Here is an 18,450-nt window from a genome sequence, read left to right on the forward strand (position 1 = left end):
TCTGATCCTTCAGGAAAAGTCAGGCAGCAGAGTGTCCGCCAGATGTTCGAGGGTTGTGTCGATCGGTGCTTGATTGAACCTTAGGTTCAGCGCGACGTGATTGACCCCGAGCGTTTCAATCTCGCGCAGATAACTGCGCAGGAAGTCGGTGCCCGACTGAAACCCAAGATGGATTGGGCGTGGTGGTGCGGCAGCGTCGGCTACAACATCGACGTATAGCGATTGCATCACAGGCTTATCCGGTTGACCTGCAGCTTTCACGCGTCTGCGGTAATCTGAGATGACTTGACCCTGAGCCGCCGCATTGCGCGGATATGTCATCCAGCCATCTCCGTTCTGCGCTACCCAATCAGGTGATTGTTGGCTGCCACCGGTAATGAGCATCGGCAGGCGCGTCCCGTGCGGTTTTGGCAATAGATCAATCCCGCCATGCAGTTTGCCCTGTGCATTTTTATGTGTCGGGTAAGCCGATTCAACGGCGCGGATGTACTCAACACTATCGCGGAAACGTGCCCCGCGATCTTCAAAGCTCTGGTTCATCGCCGGGTACTCCTCGGGCCGGTCGCCGGACGCGACACCCAAAAGCAACCGCCCGGCAGAGAGCACATCTGCCGTCGCTGCTGCCTTGGCGACATGAGCGGGGTGACGCAAAGGCAGGATCACGCTCGACGTTCCAAGCGCAATCCGATCCGTCGCCGTTGCCAACGCTCCCAGATAGACAAATGGATCGAAAACCTGCCCGGGGTCGCCAAAGCTTGGAACATTGAAGGGCACGTCCCGCAGCCAAAGTGCCGCAAACCCAAGCTCCTCGGCTTTCTGAGCCGCTTCCAAATGCCCTCGTAGCGTCGGTTCTGCCCCGACGGCATAAGCTTCGAGAGGCAATACAAGACCGACGCTCAGTCGTCCGGGACGGAACACCTGGTTGTAGGCCAAATTGATTTGCTCAAACCCAGCCGGCTGCGTTTCATCCAACATGTCTGGCCCTCCTTTAATAGCGCACCAAAGTGCGGCTTTCGATGCTTTTGCGAATGGTAGTGATGTTTGGATCCTCGACCATATCGAGGGCGCTATGAGCAATCGAAGCCAGGCCTTGATTGTCATATATGTTGAAGACCGCGACCTCATCCGTTGTCATTTTGGATTGATAGATCCACTCATGTTTGGGGTTTCCCGCCAGCCCCATGATTTGCCCCACGCGGTCAGGATAGATCAGGTCCAGTAGAATCCAGTCAGACGGGTCGACAGACGACGGCCGTACAAAGCCCAAGGGTGCCGAATTGATCGCATGCTCTACAGGACGCCATACGTTGACAAAGGCAAAATGACCTTGCGCCCACTCCGCTGCGGTCTCGGCACCCACCAAGTCGATAAGCCGTTGTTCGGCTCCGTCCTTGCTGTAGTCGCTATGAACATTGCGCGCCGGTTTACGTATTGCGTCGGGGTCATCCACCCGAACAGTGTGATCAAAAACCACGACCTCTCTCGCACCCAGCTTGTCCTTCAGCATAGCTTTAAGTTCCGCATCGTAATTCGGTTTCCAGCTGTCGCCTGCAAAGTCTCGGACCTGCGTTTCAAGTGGCATGATTTCAACAGCATCACATGCAAATGAAACTGATGAGGTCGTTGTGCGGTTGTCTGCTAGCACAACGGATGTCGCGACCAACTCAGGGGAAATCAGGTTGCCAGCGACCCCGCCAGCATCAAGCTCGAAGGCTTGCCGGTAGGATTTGTGAACATGGTAGTTGACGGTGGCTGTCCGTGTCATGTGCGCCTCCTGCCTAAGCTTTGCTGTCTCTTTAAAAGGGATTTAACCTCGATCAAATTGAAGATAAACTGCCCAATCATGTATTGATAATTCGGAAAATAAATATAATGGGCTTAGACACAGACGCGCTTCGATTGTTCATTAGGGCAGCAGACATGCTGAACATCAGCGCGGCGGGGCGTGATCTGGGCATGGCCCCAGCGGTTTCCAGCACAAGGCTTGCCAAGCTGGAGCAGAACCTCGGTTTCGAGCTTTTGCACCGCACGACACGCAAAGTGTCGTTGTCAGTGGAAGGAGCGGATTTCCTGCCCTTCGCCCGTGAGATCATTGCGCAGGAAGAGGCGGCATTTGCTGCATTGGGTAAGCAAATGACAACGATCAAAGGTACATTGCGTTTTGCTGCGCCAAGCAGTTTCGCACAGCTCTACATCGCGCCAATCCTGCCAAAGTTTCTTGAACAGCACCCCGATCTCACGCTCGATTTGCGCCTATCGGATGTGCAGTTCGATCTGATCGAAGGAAGCTACGATCTAGCACTCAGGAACGCGCCACTTGTCGACACCAGCCTGAAGGGCCGCAAACTGGCGGATGACCAGCGTATCCTTTGTGCCGCGCCACACTACCTCGAAACGCATGGCGTTCCCGATACACCAGCCGATTTGACAAACCACCGTCTGATCGCTTTCCAAAACCTCCAACCGCGGTCACTTACAGGACCGGCGGGTGAAAACGCTGTCTTCGATCCTACCTCAGCCAAAGGCCACTTGATCATCGATGACGGTCAAAGCCAGGTCCGCGCCACACTAGCAGGAGCAGGTATTTCTTTGAATGCTCGTTGGAGCGTGCATGACCAACTGAAGTCAGGCCGTTTGGTGCGGGTTCTTCCAAACTTTGAGGCCAGTGAAGACAATGTCTTGTGGCTGATCTATCCCAAGTCCAACGTGCTGTCCCCAAAAGTGCGGGTGTTCATGGACTTTCTGGTTGCAGAGATAGGGGCAAAGCCTCCTTGGGAAACATAAGAGCTATCGGACAATACGCTCTTAGACATCGTGACAACAAGGTCCGGGACGGGGACAAGTGGACATGCCTTTTCCAATCGCAAAAGTCTGGTTTGTTCCGCCCAGCCGTCATTTCTGCTTTTCGAATTGATTTACGGTTTCTGAATGACCGCTATGCGGGCGGCAACCACAGCAATCGAAAGCTTTGCTCAATATCCGTTGTGAGCCGGGAAAATCTGGGAACTTTCCATGCGCTTCCTTGCTGGCTGTTCCCAACTTACCCATTCGGTCAGATTTTTTTTCTCACCGTACTCCCAGGAATAAGCCGAAATCCGACGTCCTTGGTGGACTTCGTTGGCTCTCCATTGATTTGGGCCAGAACCATCTCGGCTGCGATCTGTCCAATCTTAAGGTGGGGTACTGCAATTGACGTCAACCGATAGGGTTGAATCGCTGAAATGGGTAAGTCGCCCCATCCGGCAATTCCAATGTCGTTCGGAACGCTCAATCCGATTTTTTGAGCATAGTGAAGCCCGCCAATCGCCATATTGTCGTTCTGGTAGAAAACAACTTCGATATCGCGGTGGGAGGCAAGCAGCTGCTCGGTGCCGTAAAATCCGGTATAGAAGCCTGGCGTGTCCTTCAGCAGTAGTTGTTTTTCAAGCCGCCCGTTTGCATCTTCGATGGCCTTGGAAAAGCCGTTCAGACGTGCGGTTGCGGCATTTGCGACGTCATGTGAAGTGCCGACATAGCCGAACTTTTGATACTCCATTCCAGCCAGATAACGACCCATACTGTAGCCGCTGTCAAAGTGGTTGAGCCCCACGCACATGTCCAACGGGCTTGAATTGAAATCCCAGATTTCGACCAGTGGGATGCCTGCGCCTCGCAGCATCTGGATCGCTTTTTGGCTGTGCGAGCGACCTGTGATAATCAGCCCGGCAGGTTGCCAGGACAGCACGGTCTCGATCCATTTTTCCTCATGGTCGATTTCGTGCTCGGTGAGGCCGAGCACAGTCTGGTGCCCGAAAGCGCCGAGTTTGCGGTCGATGCCCTCCAGAACCTGCGCGAAGATTTCGTTGCCCAATTCGGGGATGCTGACCCCGACGAAAGTAGACTTCTTGTCACCCGCGAAAACGGTCGCCAAGCGATTCGGCAGGTAGCCCAACCTGTCCACTTCGGCCATGACCTTGGCGCGCGTTTTTTCCGAAAACCCACCTTCGTCGCGCAGGACTCGGCTGGCTGTCATCTTCGACACGCCCGCAGCCTTCGCCACCTCAGCAAGGCTTACTTTGTTGTTTTTGCTTGATTTATCAGTATCACTGCTCATTTACGTTACGGGTAACTCTTTTTTATTGACAATGACCGGGTCTGTGCGAATGCTAGCGTAACGTTACGGGTAACTCAATACGATGTTGAGGAGCATCAGGGTCACCCAGGTCCAGGAGGAGACTGCCGTGCCCGGCACTGCACAAAACAATCTGTTCTTTGACGGGATAAAGAAGCATTTTGGCGGCACCTATGCGCTGCGGGATGTTTCGCTAAACGTCGAGCGTGGTGAGATTGTTGCCCTGCTTGGCGAAAACGGAGCTGGCAAATCGACCCTCATCAAAATCCTTGGCGGCATTCACAAGGCGGATGAAGGGCGGGTTCTGATCAATGGCGAACCCTACGAACATCGCCCGGGTGGTTTTGGCGAGCGTCAGTCCGTTGCCTTTATCCACCAGGATCTGGGCATGATCGAATGGATGACCGTGGCCGAGAACATTGCGCTTGCTCTGGGCTATTCCCGCAAAGGCGGTCTGATCAATTGGAAATCCGTAGAGAGCTTTGCACAAGACGCGCTGGACAAGGTGGGGTGTGAATTCGAGCCAACCACGCGGGTGCAGGACTTGTCGCGAACCGAGAAATCTCTGGTCGCGATTGCCCGCGCTTTGGCGGTGGATTGCGACTATTTGGTTCTGGATGAACCAACCGCATCTCTGCCCGCAGATGAGGTCGAGCGACTGTTCGAAGCGCTGCGCCCGTTGAAGGAACAAGGCGTCGGCATGATCTACGTGTCGCATCGGCTGGACGAGATATTTCAGATTGCTGACCGGGTTGCCGTGCTACGAGACGGCGAGATGGTCGGTCTGCGCAGCATCGACCATACAACTCCCGAAGAGCTAGTTTACATGATCGTCGGTCGCAAGACACGGCAGGTGATGAAGCCAGACGCACCTCCGGGTGCGACGCTGCTTGAGGTGTCTGGCCTGAACATGGAAGCAGCGCATAACGTCAGTTTCAAGTTGCAGACAAATGAAATCGTCGGGCTTGTCGGGCTTCGCGGGGCAGGGCACGAGAATGTATCGCGCGCGCTGTTCGGGTCGGAGGGGTTTAGTGGCCAGATTACCCTGCATGGTGAAACGCCTGACTTAAGCTCTCCGCAGACCGCGATGGCGTCCGGGATCGGTTTGGTGGCGCGGGATAGAACCGAGGAATCGGTCGCCATGTCGCTGACCATCCGCGAGAATACGTTCCTGAATCCAGCGGCCATCGGGCGGTCCTTGCTATCGTTCATGGGCCACCGGGCCGAGGCAGAGAGCGCCGCGCGGATCGGTGCCGACGTGGCCTTGTCTCCCAATGATCAGAGCATGACGATTGAAAGCCTGTCGGGTGGCAACCAGCAAAAAGTTGTCATCGGGCGCTGGCTTGAAACCAAACGCAAACTGTTGATCTGCGAAGACCCGACCGCAGGTGTCGATGTTGGCGCAAAAGCTGAAATCTACGCGCTGTTGAACCGCGCGATGGAAGAGGGTGTTGGCATCATCGTCGTTTCAACTGACTTCGAAGAAGTCGCCGCCATCTGCCACCGCGCCATTGTCTTCAGCCAGGGTCAGATCGTGCGCGAGTTAACCGGCACCGAACTGACCACTGAAAACCTGATACAGGCTGCCTCGGCCTCGAACGCCGTGGCGAGTTAAGGAATACGTCTATGCAATCGCTTGAATCCAATGCGCTGGAACCGACAAAGGCCGAGTTGAAAGACGCCTCGCTAAAAACCCGAATTCTCAGGTTCTTGCCGGTTTACGGGCTGGTTTTGCTGACAGGTTTTCTGATCATCCTGTTTTCGATCCTTCTGCCAAACACCTTCCCAACGCTTCTGAACCTGCGGGCGATTATCTCGGACAAGGCGATCATTGCGCTTTTGTCGTTGGGGGCGATGATACCGATGGCAGCAGGTCGTATTGACCTGACGGTCGGGTACGGCATCGTGCTGTGGCATATCCTGGCGATCTCTCTGCAGACCTTGTACGGCATTCCATGGCCGATTGCGGTGGCGATTGTTCTGTTGCTGGGTTTGCTGACTGGTTTCCTAAACGGTCTGCTGGTCGAGGTCGCCAAGATCGACAGCTTTATTGCCACGCTGGGCACAGGCACGGTCCTGTATGCGCTGGCGCTGTGGCACACGGGCGGACGTCAGATGGTCGGCGCGTTGCCGGAGAGTTTCTATGCCATCAACGGCACCTTTGTATTCGGTCTACCTATCACTGGCTTCTACGTTCTGGCGATCACTGTCGCGATGTGGCTGATCCTGGAATACACGCCAATCGGTCGGTACCTCTACGCGATCGGCGCCAATCAGCGTGCTGCGCAGTTGAACGGTATTCCGACCCGGAAATTCGTTATAGGCGCTTTCATGTCATCAGGCCTGATCACCGCCTTTGCCGGGGTGTTGCTGGCGTCGAAATTGCGGATCGGGCAAGCTTCGGTCGGTCTTGAATTCCTGTTACCTGCTTTGGTCGGGGCCTTTCTTGGGTCCACGACCATCAAGCCGGGACGCGTGAATGTTTGGGGAACAGTCGTGGGTGTCGCGATCCTGGCTGTTGGTATCTCGGGCATTCAGCAATTCGGTGGATCCTTCTGGGTCGAGCCGATGTTCAACGGTGTCACGCTTCTGATTGCAATCGGTATCGCCGGTTACGCTCAGCGTCGCAAAGGCGCCAAAAAGTAAACAGCATAAGGGAGGAGATTATGCTGAAACGGACTTTCATGGCGGTATCCGCCGCCGCGCTTCTGACAGGCTTGGGATTTCCGCTCGCCGCCGAGACGGCGTTTGACGGGCCAACCAGTGGACCGACAGCTGCTGAAGGCAAATCCATTGTCGTCGTCGCGGGCGATCTAAAAAATGGAGGCATTCTCGGGGTCACCAATGGCGTCGAAGAAGCAGTTGGCACCATTGGCTGGGACGTTCGCGTACTGGACGGAGCCGGTTCTATTCAGGGGCGGACCGGAGCCATCGGCCAGGCACTAGCGTTGCAGCCGGATGGGATCATCATCAACGGCTTTGACGCTGTTGAACAACAGGCAGCACTAGAGGGTGTTGTCAGCGCGGGAATCCCGATGGTCGCGTGGCACTCGGGTCCCAAGATCGGATGTGACGCGCCGGGAGGCATTTTTGCCAATGTCTCAACCGACGCGATGACAGTGTCCGAAGTGGCTGCTGAATGGGCCATGGAAGACGGCGGCGACGGGGTTGGCGCAATCATCTTTACCGACTCGACCTATCAGATCGCCATCGACAAGGCCGACCGGATCAAAGAAACCATCGAGGCTGCGGGCGGTACGGTGCTGGAATATGTCGATACTCCGATCGCCGATACCTCGGCCCGAATGGGACCTTTGACCACGAGTCTGCTGCAGAAATACGGCGACCAGTGGACACACGCGCTAGCGATCAACGATCTGTATTTTGACTTCATGGGACCTGCATTGGCGGCGGCGGGTATCTCGTCAGACGACGGGCCTCAAGCGGGCTCGGCTGGTGATGGCTCAGAGGCTGCCTTCCAGCGTATCCGCAGCGGCAACTACCAGACAATCACCGTGGCCGAGCCACTCAACCTGCAAGGCTGGCAACTGGTCGATGAACTGAACCGTGCCATTCAGGGCGAGGCATGCTCGGGCTATGTCACGTCGCCCGCACTGGTGACGGAGGAAGGTCTGGCCAAGCTGGGCGATAGCAATCAGTTCGACCCGGACAGCCCTTATCGCGAAGCCTACGCAAAGATCTGGGGCAAGTAACCGTTCCGGTGGTCCTTGCCTGAAATGGCGAGGGCCCCGCTCGAAAAGATGACACAGCACAGAGCCAGCTCAGCGGCCTTTCGACCGCCATGGCGGAGCTTTGCGCAAAGGAGGAAACCATGAGCGAACAGCCATTGGTTCAAATGCTGGGAATAACCAAACGCTTCGGCGGGGTGACCGCGCTGCAGGACGTCGATCTGGCGGCCTATGCAGGAGAAGTACTCGCCATCGTCGGGGACAACGGGGCGGGAAAATCCACCCTGATCAAGATCCTGACCGGAGTGTATCAGCCCACCGAAGGCCACATCCTGATGGATGGAAAACCGTTGGAGATGGCCAGCCACTCTGACGCAATCGCAAACGGGATTGATGCGGTTTACCAGACCCTCGCACTGGCTGATCACCTTTCCCCTGCGGCCAATATGTTTCTGGGCAACGAGTTGACCAAAAACGTGTTCGGCATTCCGTTTCTGGACAACAAACGCATGAAGTCTGAGGCGGCTCGGGTTCTGGAAGAACGTCTTGGTGTGCGGCTGCGGTCGATGGATGTGATGACGGAAAGCCTGTCAGGCGGGCAACGTCAGGCGGTCGCGATCTCGCGCGCGGTTTATCACGAAGACCTGCGCTTGCTGGTGATGGACGAACCCACTGCCGCACTTGGGCCACAGGAAACGGCACGGACGCTGAAGCTGATCAAGGCGCTGCGTGAACAGGGCCTTGCCGTGATCCTGATTTCGCACTCCCTGGATGACGTGTTCGAAGTGGCGGACCGCGTGCATGTGCAACGCAGGGGCCGCGCCGTTGGCGTTGTCAAAACTGCGGAGAGTTCCGTTCAAGACGTTCTGGGCCTGATTGTCGGCGCCCAGGATGCAGCTGCGTGAAGGAGAACATTATGTCCGCGGCGATGACAAACACTGAACAAAGAACCATCATGGACCGGTTGGAGCCCTATCTGGCCTTTATCGGGCCAATGGTGATGATCCTGGCCATTCTCATCTTCATGGGGATTGCGGAACCAGCCCGGTATTTCCGTCTGACCAATCTCAATCTGATCCTGCTGGATGCGGCGCTGTATATGCCGATGGCAATGGCGATGACCTTTGTCATCACCCAGCGCGGGATTGATCTGTCGATTGGCTCGATTGCGGCACTGTCGGCCATTCTCATGGCCTTTCTTGTGAAGCAATATGGTTTTCCGGCCTGGGTAGCCGTACCTCTGGCGATTGTGCTGGGCGCGATTATGGGATTGATCAACGGTCTGGTTATTACCCGGTTCAAGGTACCTGATCTGATCGGCACTCTGGCGATGGACCTCGTCTATCGCGGTCTGGCACTGGTGATTGCCAAAGGTCTGGTGCTGGCCCGTTTCCCCGATCTCATCACCGAAATCGGACGTGGTCAGATCCCAGGTTTCATTCCCGTGCCGGTGGTGCTGGGCCTGATCACAATGGCCATTGGCTACGTTGTGCTGACCCGCACCTATTTCGGGCGCTACACCATCGCCATCGGTTCAAACCCCGAAGCCAGTGAAATGACCGGTGTGGCCGTCGATCGACACAAGATCTATGCCTATGTGCTGATGGGTGCCGCTGCCGCGATGGCCGGTGTCATGCTGACCGGAAAGCTGAACGCCATTCAGGCGACCTCGGCCCCGTATTTCAACCTGCATGTGATTGCGGCGGTTGTTGTGGGCGGCACGTCCCTGTTCGGTGGACGCGCTTCGATGCTGGGCTCTCTGGCCGGTGTGCTGCTGCTGTCGATGATGATCAACGCACTGGTGACTCTGCGGATCGAGTTCTTCTGGCAATCCGTCGCCTCGGGCGTGGTGATCGTCAGCTCGGTCGCGCTCTACACCTGGATGCAAAAGAAAGACCGTGACGGGGCGCAGGGCCTTCTGGCGGGTCTGCGCAGCAAAGAGGCGCAAAAACTGATCCGCTTCTCGGCCGCTCTGATCGGCGCATTAATCCTGTTGCTTGCCCTAGGGGCGGGACTGGCAACCGAGCCTACGCCAAGCGGCTAAGGCAAACAAAAGTGGTGCGCCCGGAGGTAGGAGTCCTGGCGCACCTGCAAGGCCCCACAATGTTCGCGAAAGGGAGGACTTACCGTGAAACAATTGAACAAAGCACTACTGACGACAAGCGCATTTTGCCTTTGTGCCACTGCAGCCTTTGCTGATGGGCACGGAAAGCTACCGCTTAAGGAACTGCCGGGTATCGAAGATCGGGACTACTGGGTCCCGGGCGAGGTTAACGCCGACGGCAAGTTGGAAGCCTTGCAGGCGATGACAGGGGCCGAAGCGGTCAAGTATGAAGGCACTCAGGATGCACCTTTGCAGATCGCACTGATCTATCCTTCTGCTGACACCTCCGACTTCTGGGCGCGCAACTATCTGGCGATGACCAAACGTCTGGACGAGTTGGGCATTGAGTATGAAACCACCGAATTCGCCAGCCGTCAGATCGAACACAGTCTGCAATCGACCTATGCCAACCAGGTGGTTCAGGATGCGGACCTGTATGACTTCGTGATCTTTGGCCCGTCGGAACTGGCTATTCAGGCTGACAATATCGACAAGATGGCCGGAAATGACGGGTTTGCGACCTTCGTCTGGGCCTTCCACACGCCACCAAAAGAGCTGATAAATCAGCCTGATGCGTGGTTCGACTTCAGCTCTGCCGCCGGTGCTCTGACCATGTGCGACTATATGCTGGAACGGCTGGGCAGTGACGTCACGATGGCGATGAACCGCGGAATTCCTGGCATCACCGACGACCAGCGGTCGGGTGATTTCAAGGCTTGCGTTGAGGAGAAAGGCAACTGGACTACCGTTTACGAGCATTACGGTGAGTACCAGCGCGAAGGCGGCTTTGAGGGCACCAGCCTGATCCTGCAAGCCTATCCAGAAGCCACCATCATCCATAACGCCAACACCGCGATGGCCATGGGGTCGGTCGAAGCTCAGCTTGCGGTCGGCAAAGAGAAAGACGTGTTCTCGACCGGTTGGGGCGGCACCGGCCTTGAGCTGGACGCCATTCGCCGGGGCGAGCTGGACGCGACCCCGATGCGCATGGGTGACGATGTGGGGGCGGCGACAGCCGAAGCGATCAAGGCGCATATGGAGGGCCGGCAGGACGAACTGCCCTTTGTGTTCTTGGGCCGGATCACCGTCGCGCATGACCAGATGAGCGCTGAGGAGATCGATGCGCTGGAACAAGAAGCGTTCCGCTTCTCGGGCGTGGGCGCATTGGAGCGCTAAGAAACTCGCCTGTGGCTGGCCCGTTAGGGCTGGCCGCAGGCACCTGAAGTAACCAAAGACGGAGAGAGCCCGAATGGCGCAATCCATGATGTTGATTGAAAAATGCAGCCATTGCGTAAGCTGGTATGACATTGAAACCGGTGCCCGGCAGGGGCGGTTGGATCTGCCGCATTTCCCTCATGAGTTCGTGGTCGATGACGAGTTTCACTATGCCTATGTCGGTCATTACGGCGTGCAAAATTCCGGTATCGAAGGCACCGACGGTCGGTCCGTGATCGTGATCGACATCCGCAAACAGGAAATCGTGCACAGCTACGATCTGGGCGAGCATGCCCGTCCGCACGGGATTGGGCTAGACGGGCAGGGGCGTCTCTACGTGCTGTCCGAATGGACAGGCCATCTGCTGGTCAAGGAAAACCCGCGTGCCTTCGATCAAGGCTGGGATCACATCACGCCAACCGGCGGCACCAAGTGCCATCTGTTTGCGCTGACCAGGGACGGACACACAGCGTATTCAATGAACCTGACCTCGGGCAATGTTACCGTGTTCAATCCATATGATGCGTCGGTTTCGCCGATCCCAATCAAGACCGGAAAGAAACCTGAAGGGCGTTGCCTGCGGGAACAGGCACAGACGCTCTATACCTCGCAGCGTATCTCGAACACCGTAGCCGTGGTCAACACCAACACGCTTGAGATCGAGCGCACCTTTCCTACGCCAGATGATCCCTGCCGCATCTACTACGACGAGAAACGCAACCGGTTGGTGACGATGAACCATTTCGGGGGGTCGTTCTCGGTATTCGATGAAGCTACGGGCGAGATGCTGCACGAACAGAAAACACCCGCGAACCCGCTGGCACTATGCATCGATGATGAGGCCGCCTTTGCCTATATCGCCATCGATTGCGAACAGGTGCAGCGGTTCAATCTTGATACGTTCGAGGTTGTGCAGACCTTTGATACGGGCAAGGAACCGGACGTGATGGTCATCTTGCCCGACGGATTTTCAAAACACTGGGAGAACGCGGCATGACTAAGCCTCGTATCGCAATTGTGCCCGGCGACCCTTCGGGGATCGGCCCGGAACTGATCGCCAAACTGCTCAATCAGGACGGCGTGCAGGAGGCCGCGGATATTGTGCTTGTTGGAGACAGTCATCTGTGGAGGCGCGGCGCGGAACAGGCTGATCTGAACGTGCCGATCAACACGGTGGATGCAGTGGCAAATCAACCGGGCCTGTCACATCTTGAACTCGACACCATCGCGCCCGAGGACGTGAAGATCGCGGAGTTCACCGTCGAGGGCGGTACGACGTCGCTCCGCTGTCTCGACAAAGCAATGGATCTGGCGATGGCGGGAAAGGTGGATGGTATCCTGTTCGGCCCGTTCAACAAGGCCGCGATGACCGCCGCCGGGCTGAATGCCGAGGACGAGCACCGCTACATGGCGAGCTACATGGGGCATACCGGCTATCACTCTGAACTCAACGTTCTGGATGAGCTGATGACGACCCGCGTGACCTCACATATCGGGTTGAAGGATGTGGCGGCCAATATCACTGAAGAGGGGATATTGAAGGCGGTCAATCTGGCCAATGACACGCTGCGCAAGGCGGGCAAAGCTCGCCCCAACATCGCAGTGGCGGCGCTGAACCCCCATGCTGGCGACAATGGCAAGTTTGGCCGGGAGGAGATCGACATTCTGGAGCCCGCCGTGCGCAAGGCGCAGCAGAAACAGTTGAATGTGACCGGCCCGTGGCCCTCGGACACCGTGTTCCTCAAGGCGCAGCGGGGCGAGGTCGATGCGGTTGTGACCATGTATCACGACCAGGGCCAGATCGCGATCAAGCTGATGGGCTTTGAGCGCGGCGTGACCGTGGCCGGCGGCTTACCCATCCCGGTCGCCACCCCCGCGCATGGCACGGCCTTTGATATCGCCGGACAGAACAAGGCCAATCCGGGCGCAATGCGGCAGGCGTTCGATCTGCTGGTGCGCATGGCCAAAACACATCGCGCCGAACGCAGCGCGGACTGAGGAGACCAAGATGACCAAGATTAAATCCGTGCGCACCCGCGTCTGGAACTGGACTGGACCAACCGTGCCGCCGACGGGCAATTTCTGCACCAACGCCTCAGACGTGCTTTACGAAAAAGGCGATGCGATGTCGTCTTTCCGGTTCCACCAATGGCTAACCTGCGAGGTCGAGACCGAAGACGGCACCATCGGTATCGGCAACGCGGCCTTGGCTCCTTCGGTGGTCAAGGCGGCCATTGACGAATGGTTTGCTCCGCTGGTGATCGGCGAAGACCCGTTCGACTATGCTTACCTCTGGGAAAAGATGTACCGGCGCAGCCACGCCTGGGGGCGCAAGGGGATCGGGATGACGGCGATCTCGGCCGTCGATCTGGCGATCTGGGACCTGATGGGCAAGCTGGCGGGTAAGCCTGTGTTCAAACTGCTGGGCGGGCGCACCAAAGAGAAGATCCCGGTTTATTACTCCAAGCTCTACTCCGGTCCCATCGACGTAATGCAGGCCGAGGCCGCCAAGGCGCGAAAGAACGGCTACTCCGCCTACAAGATGCGGTTCGGCTGGGGGCCCAAAGATGGTATGGCTGGGATGCGCGAGAACCTCAAACGGGTCGAGGCCGTGCGCGAGGTCATCGGCTATGACGTCGATCTCATGCTCGAATGCTACATGGGCTGGAATCTCGACTACACCAAGCGGATGCTGCCCAAACTCGTCAAATATGAACCCCGCTGGCTGGAAGAGCCGGTGATCGCCGACGATGTCGAAGGCTACCGCGAGTTGAATGCGATGAATATCGTGCCAGTCTCTGGCGGTGAGCATGAATTCTCGGTCATCGGCTGCAAAGACCTGATCGAGAAAAAGGCCGTATCGGTCCTGCAATATGACACGAACCGGGTGGGTGGCATCACCGCAGCGCAGAAGATCAACGCGATTGCCGAGGCGTTTCAGGTGCCTGTGATCCCCCATGCGGGCCAGATGCACAATTACCATCTGACCATGGCCAACGCCAATTGCATGATCAGCGAGTACTTCCCCGTCTTTGATGTCGAGGTCGGAAATGAGCTTTTCTATTACATCTTCGAAGGTGACCCCGAAGCCGTTGATGGGTTCCTTGATCTGGATGACGATACGCCGGGTCTTGGGATCGAAATCACGGACAAACACCTCAAACACTTCCAGATTACGGAGTAAATCATGACCTACACCGGTATTTGGCCAGTTGCGCCAACACCGTTCAACGAGGACGGAACGCTTGATCTGGATGGGATGAAACGCGTTCTTGATTGTCTGATTGATCAGGGCGCGGATGGGATCTGTGTTCTGGCGAATTTCTCCGAACAGTTCCTGATCTCGGACGCCGAGCGCGAGACTTTGACCCGGCTCAGTCTGGAGCACGTCGCGGGACGTGTTCCAATGATCGTGACGATCAGCCATTTCGCTACTCAGATCGCGGTGGAAAGGGCGCAATTTGCCAAGGACTTGGGTGCGGACATCGTGATGATGATGCCGCCCTATCACGGGGCGCTTCTGAAAGGGAATGCACAGCAGACCTTCGAGCAGTTTGCTGCGGTGGGCGAGGTCGGCATTCCGATTATGGTTCAGGATGCGCCTTTGTCGGGTGTCGACCTGCCGGTGCCTCTGCTGGTGCGCATGGCGCAAGAGATCGAGATGGTGAAGCTGTTCAAGATCGAATGTCCCCGTGCCGCCAACAAGCTGCGTGCGCTGATTGCCGAAGGGGGCGACGCGATTGAAGCGCCGTTTGATGGGGAAGAGGGGATCACCCTGCTGGCCGATCTGGATGCGGGAGCCACGGGGTCGATGACCTCGGGTATGATCGTGGACCAGATCAAGCCGGTCATCACCCATCACCAGGCAGGTCGCTTTGATGAGGCAACCGCCGCCTATGGGCGGGTGGCGATGGTGATCAACCACGAAAACCGCCAATGCGGCTGGCAGTCCTGCAAGGCGGCGATGGTCGAAGGCGGCGTGATCCGGTCCGAGTTCTGTCGTCACCCGATTGACCCGCTTCAACCGGCGATCCGCGACCGTTTGATCGACCTCTTGAAACCGTTGGACCCGATGGTCCTGAAGTGGGGAAAATAAGATGATCCTTGGACAAAACCTGATCGACGGAAACTGGGTCGGCTCAGAAAACCAGCGTGCCTCAGATGATCTGGACGGGCAGAACTTTGCGCAGGCGACAGCTGCGCAGGTCGACGAGGCTTGTCGAGCCGCTCGCCGTGACTTTCGCGCGTTTGCGGGCAAATCGCGGGCCGAGCGAGCAGCGTTCCTGCGCACGATTGCTGAGCAGATGGATGTTTTGGGGGAGGAGATTACCCAGACCGGCATGGCAGAGACTGGACTGCCCGAGGTGCGCCTGGTGGGCGAACGCGGCCGCACCACCGGGCAGTTGCGCATGTTTGCCGATTTGATCGAAGAGACCGGGTATCTCGATATCCGCAAAGACGGCGCACTTCCTGATCGGACGCCACTCCCCCGTCCTGATCTGCGCCTGACGCACAAAGCCATCGGCCCGGTGGCCGTCTTTGGTGCGTCGAACTTCCCGCTCGCCTTTTCAACGGCGGGCGGGGACACCGCCTCGGCTTTGGCCGCTGGATGCCCTGTGATCGTCAAGGGCCACAGCGCCCATGCGGGTACCGCTGAATTGGTGGCTCAGGCCATCGCCAAGGCGATTGAGTTCTGCGACATGCCCGCAGGCACGTTCCAGATCGTGCAGGGGTCAGGGCGCGAGGTCGGATCGGTCCTAGTGCAACATCCCGATATTCGGGCGGTTGGCTTCACCGGATCATTGGCCGGTGGCAGGGCGCTTTATGATCTGTGCCATGCGCGCCTAAACCCGATTCCGTTTTACGGCGAACTTGGCTCGGTCAACCCGATGTTCTGTCTGCCCACCGCTATGGATGCGCGAGCGGCAGAGATCGGCGCGGGCTGGGCCGCGTCTCTGACCATGGGGGCCGGGCAGTTCTGCACCAACCCCGGCGTTGCCGTGATGCTGAAAGGCCCGGATGCGGATGCGTTGGAAACCGCCTGTGTTGACGCACTGAACCGAACCGCCGAGCAGAAGATGCTGACCGACGGCATCCACGTGGCTTATGAACAGGGCGTGCGTGCCTTCCGCGATCTGATGACCGAGGTCACATCCTGCGGTGTCGCGGCTGGAAAACGCGCAGCCCTGCCTGCGTTGTTCAAAGTCAACGCGGAACAGTGGATGGCAAACCCCAAACTGCAACACGAAGTATTCGGTGCGGCTGGCATCATCGTTCTGTGCGACGACACGGACCAGATGGTGGCGCTCGCCGAAGGGCTGGAAGGCCAACTGACCCTGACGGTGCACATGGATGACGCAGATCATGACTTCGCCAGCACCCTAATGCCCATTCTCGAAGAGAAAGCCGGACGTTTGTTGGCCAATGGCTTTCCCACGGGTGTCGAGGTGTGCTCGGCGATGATGCATGGCGGGCCTTACCCGGCTAGCACCGACGTGCGCGCGACTTCTGTCGGTACTTTCGGTATTGCACGATGGCTGCGCCCGGTCAGTTATCAGAACATGCCTGGTGCTTTGCTGCCGAATGAACTCCAGGGCTGAGGATCCACGTCAGGCCGTCTGTGGCCTGACCCCAAAACGCCACGAACGCACAGGTTCGGCGGCGGCTAAAGGACAAACAAAGGAGAAAATGGATGTACGGCGTTCTGGAGGGCACCGGATTTGAGGTCATCGAAAAAGAGTTCGAAGCCTGTTTCATTGGCCACGCGCGGGTCGAACGGTTGTGGACCGGTGCGCGTTGGTCCGAAGGGCCGGCCTGGTTTGCCGCCGGGCGCTATCTGGTCTGGTCTGATATCCCCAACAACCGTCTGATGCGCTGGGATGACACCGATGGATCGGTCTCAGTGTTTCGGCAGCCCTCGAACAATGCCAACGGCAACACGGTGGATCGGGAGGGTCGGCTGGTGTCATGCGAACATCTGACCCGGCGTGTCACAAGGACTGAACATGACGGCTCTATCACGGTTCTAGCGGACGCTTGGAAGGGAAAGCGTTTAAACTCGCCGAATGATGTTGTCGTCAAATCGGACGGGTCGATCTGGTTCACCGATCCCTCCTACGGGATCATGATGGACTATGAAGGCGAACGCGCCGAAAGTGAGATCGGGGCGTGTCATGTGTTTCGTTTGGATCCGACATCAGGCGAGGTGGCAGCCGTTGCCACCGACTTCGTGAAACCCAACGGCTTGGCCTTTTCGCCGGACGAGAGCGCTCTCTACATTTCCGACACGGGCGTCACCCATGACCCAGATGGCCCGGCGCATATTCGCAGATTCGGCGTCGCGAGCGACGGAAGAACTCTGACGGGCGGCGAGGTGTTTGCCAATTGTTCGGCGGGGCTGTTCGATGGTTTCAGGCCAGACCGTGAAGGCCGCATCTGGAGTTCTGCTGCAGACGGTGTTCATTGCCTGAACCCACAAGGAGATTTGATCGGCAAGTTGCACATACCCGAGATGGTAGGGAATATATGTTTTGGCGGCGCCAAGCTGAACCGGTTGTTCGCGACCGGAACAAGCAGCCTTTACGCGATCTATCTCAATGTAAACGGTGTCTCACCGGTTTGACTTTACTTGCGAAAGTGGGGTTGGAAGCAAGGGAGACATTTGCAGAAGTCGACGCAAATCCCAATCAAATGGTTTTGAAATAGTCACAGCACAAGTTTATGAAAGGGCAGCTACTTTTCAAAGAAGCAGTTTTTTAAGCATTTGTTGTGCTCCTGCCGCACAAATTCTAATGCTAGGGCCTGCAAGGATTTTTAGTTGAACGTTGCGAGTGTCCGCGACGCGACTAAGGCTGCAGTATTCAAGCACGCAGTCGAATAGAAGGATTGAGCCGGAAAAGACCAACCTGCTAAGCTACCGCGATCCCACCTGAACCCTATCTAGGTGACAGATGCGACAAGCTTCAAGTCTGCGTCGCACTAAGGAACTAAGCGGACATTCATCACAACCGCAGCATTTTTAGCTTTGGCTTACACCGAACAATACAAACAACTACGGGACCGATCTACGGGCATCGCAAAATGAGGAAAAACCTCGTGGAGAAAAACCCTCTAGCAGAAACGGTCGTTTCGTCAGGTTTGTACCCACCTGTATAAGACCGGACATCTGTGGGCATCACGCTTTAGGCAAAGTGGGTTCGATCCGGCCCTTCGCCACGTGTTTCATCAAGGCCTATTGCGCGGACAAAGCCGCCCTTCAGTCAGTGGGTGGTTCGTAGGGGTCCGGCGTTCCTGGGGGGATCGGAGGAAACTCCTCGAAGGTAGCAATGTGC

General features: G+C 57.2%; 16 protein-coding genes. 13 read left to right on the forward strand and 3 right to left on the reverse strand.

Going from position 1 to position 18,450, the window contains the following annotated elements; genetic code table 11:
- Nucleotides 1-9: 9 nt before the first annotated feature.
- Both ACRZ95_RS16950 and ACRZ95_RS16955 read right to left on the reverse strand, forming a co-directional pair.
- Nucleotides 10-975, reverse strand: a complete 966-nt coding sequence (locus tag ACRZ95_RS16950) for an LLM class oxidoreductase (protein WP_170680017.1) — start codon at nt 973-975, stop codon at nt 10-12.
- Between the two features lie 13 nt (nt 976-988).
- Nucleotides 989-1,765: a CmcJ/NvfI family oxidoreductase gene (locus ACRZ95_RS16955; RefSeq protein WP_170680016.1), complete on the reverse strand. Its 777-nt coding sequence runs from the start codon at nt 1,763-1,765 to the stop codon at nt 989-991.
- 107 nt (nt 1,766-1,872) lie between these two features.
- Between ACRZ95_RS16955 and ACRZ95_RS16960 the strand changes: the two genes are divergently transcribed.
- On the forward strand, nt 1,873-2,784 hold the full coding sequence (locus ACRZ95_RS16960; RefSeq protein ID WP_170680015.1) for a LysR family transcriptional regulator: 912 nt from the start codon (nt 1,873-1,875) through the stop codon (nt 2,782-2,784).
- Nucleotides 2,785-3,052: 268 nt separating this feature from the next.
- Here the strand turns inward: ACRZ95_RS16960 and ACRZ95_RS16965 are convergent, their stop codons facing one another.
- The gene (locus ACRZ95_RS16965; protein WP_170667777.1) at nt 3,053-4,093 is read right to left on the reverse strand and encodes a LacI family DNA-binding transcriptional regulator; all 1,041 of its coding nucleotides are present in this window, start codon (nt 4,091-4,093) and stop codon (nt 3,053-3,055) included.
- A 127-nt stretch (nt 4,094-4,220) separates the two neighbouring features.
- On the opposite strand from ACRZ95_RS16965, the gene ACRZ95_RS16970 reads away from it, so the two are divergent.
- From ACRZ95_RS16970 to ACRZ95_RS17025, 12 genes are all read left to right on the forward strand, one after another.
- Nucleotides 4,221-5,726: a sugar ABC transporter ATP-binding protein gene (locus ACRZ95_RS16970; protein ID WP_170680014.1), complete on the forward strand. Its 1,506-nt coding sequence runs from the start codon at nt 4,221-4,223 to the stop codon at nt 5,724-5,726.
- 11 nt (nt 5,727-5,737) lie between these two features.
- Nucleotides 5,738-6,757, forward strand: coding sequence for an ABC transporter permease (locus ACRZ95_RS16975; protein ID WP_170667779.1), 1,020 nt, complete (start codon nt 5,738-5,740; stop codon nt 6,755-6,757).
- 20 nt (nt 6,758-6,777) lie between these two features.
- The gene (locus ACRZ95_RS16980) at nt 6,778-7,824 is read left to right on the forward strand and encodes a substrate-binding domain-containing protein (RefSeq protein ID WP_170377209.1); all 1,047 of its coding nucleotides are present in this window, start codon (nt 6,778-6,780) and stop codon (nt 7,822-7,824) included.
- Between the two features lie 119 nt (nt 7,825-7,943).
- The gene (locus ACRZ95_RS16985) at nt 7,944-8,705 is read left to right on the forward strand and encodes an ATP-binding cassette domain-containing protein (protein ID WP_170556671.1); all 762 of its coding nucleotides are present in this window, start codon (nt 7,944-7,946) and stop codon (nt 8,703-8,705) included.
- Between the two features lie 11 nt (nt 8,706-8,716).
- Nucleotides 8,717-9,844, forward strand: coding sequence for an ABC transporter permease (locus ACRZ95_RS16990; RefSeq protein ID WP_170556670.1), 1,128 nt, complete (start codon nt 8,717-8,719; stop codon nt 9,842-9,844).
- Nucleotides 9,845-9,928: 84 nt separating this feature from the next.
- The gene (locus tag ACRZ95_RS16995) at nt 9,929-11,080 is read left to right on the forward strand and encodes a substrate-binding domain-containing protein (RefSeq protein ID WP_170680012.1); all 1,152 of its coding nucleotides are present in this window, start codon (nt 9,929-9,931) and stop codon (nt 11,078-11,080) included.
- Between the two features lie 73 nt (nt 11,081-11,153).
- The gene (locus ACRZ95_RS17000) at nt 11,154-12,116 is read left to right on the forward strand and encodes a YncE family protein (protein WP_170680010.1); all 963 of its coding nucleotides are present in this window, start codon (nt 11,154-11,156) and stop codon (nt 12,114-12,116) included.
- Nucleotides 12,113-13,117, forward strand: a complete 1,005-nt coding sequence (locus tag ACRZ95_RS17005; RefSeq protein WP_170680008.1) for a 4-hydroxythreonine-4-phosphate dehydrogenase PdxA — start codon at nt 12,113-12,115, stop codon at nt 13,115-13,117. The genes ACRZ95_RS17000 and ACRZ95_RS17005 overlap by 4 nt, the downstream gene beginning before the upstream one ends.
- 10 nt (nt 13,118-13,127) lie before the next feature.
- Entirely contained in the window at nt 13,128-14,303 is a 1,176-nt protein-coding gene (locus tag ACRZ95_RS17010) for an L-rhamnonate dehydratase (protein WP_170680006.1), read from the forward strand.
- Nucleotides 14,304-15,215 (forward strand): dihydrodipicolinate synthase family protein, encoded by a 912-nt coding sequence (locus ACRZ95_RS17015; RefSeq protein ID WP_170680215.1) that lies wholly within the window; start codon nt 14,304-14,306, stop codon nt 15,213-15,215.
- A gap of 1 nt (nt 15,216) precedes the next feature.
- Nucleotides 15,217-16,719 (forward strand): aldehyde dehydrogenase (NADP(+)), encoded by a 1,503-nt coding sequence (locus ACRZ95_RS17020; protein WP_170680004.1) that lies wholly within the window; start codon nt 15,217-15,219, stop codon nt 16,717-16,719.
- Between the two features lie 92 nt (nt 16,720-16,811).
- A complete protein-coding gene (locus ACRZ95_RS17025) occupies nt 16,812-17,741 on the forward strand; it encodes an SMP-30/gluconolactonase/LRE family protein (protein ID WP_170641086.1) in 930 nt (309 codons plus the stop codon).
- Nucleotides 17,742-18,450 lie beyond the last annotated feature (709 nt).

This window comes from Ruegeria sp. AI3, from assembly GCF_056541245.1.

Bases quoted from the DNA above. Each gene is read 5' to 3' on its own strand.
- ACRZ95_RS17005 (WP_170680008.1), top strand. From the start codon at position 12,113: ATGACTAAGCCTCGTATCGCAATTGTGCCCGGCGACCCTTCGGGGATC.
- ACRZ95_RS17025 (WP_170641086.1), top strand. From the start codon at position 16,812: ATGTACGGCGTTCTGGAGGGCACCGGATTTGAGGTCATCGAAAAAGAG.
- ACRZ95_RS16965 (WP_170667777.1), bottom strand. From the start codon at position 4,093: ATGAGCAGTGATACTGATAAATCAAGCAAAAACAACAAAGTAAGCCTT.
- ACRZ95_RS16980 (WP_170377209.1), top strand. From the start codon at position 6,778: ATGCTGAAACGGACTTTCATGGCGGTATCCGCCGCCGCGCTTCTGACA.
- ACRZ95_RS16960 (WP_170680015.1), top strand. From the start codon at position 1,873: ATGGGCTTAGACACAGACGCGCTTCGATTGTTCATTAGGGCAGCAGAC.
- ACRZ95_RS16985 (WP_170556671.1), top strand. From the start codon at position 7,944: ATGAGCGAACAGCCATTGGTTCAAATGCTGGGAATAACCAAACGCTTC.
- ACRZ95_RS16990 (WP_170556670.1), top strand. From the start codon at position 8,717: ATGTCCGCGGCGATGACAAACACTGAACAAAGAACCATCATGGACCGG.
- ACRZ95_RS17010 (WP_170680006.1), top strand. From the start codon at position 13,128: ATGACCAAGATTAAATCCGTGCGCACCCGCGTCTGGAACTGGACTGGA.
- ACRZ95_RS17020 (WP_170680004.1), top strand. From the start codon at position 15,217: ATGATCCTTGGACAAAACCTGATCGACGGAAACTGGGTCGGCTCAGAA.
- ACRZ95_RS16975 (WP_170667779.1), top strand. From the start codon at position 5,738: ATGCAATCGCTTGAATCCAATGCGCTGGAACCGACAAAGGCCGAGTTG.
- ACRZ95_RS16950 (WP_170680017.1), bottom strand. From the start codon at position 975: ATGTTGGATGAAACGCAGCCGGCTGGGTTTGAGCAAATCAATTTGGCC.
- ACRZ95_RS17000 (WP_170680010.1), top strand. From the start codon at position 11,154: ATGGCGCAATCCATGATGTTGATTGAAAAATGCAGCCATTGCGTAAGC.
- ACRZ95_RS16955 (WP_170680016.1), bottom strand. From the start codon at position 1,765: ATGACACGGACAGCCACCGTCAACTACCATGTTCACAAATCCTACCGG.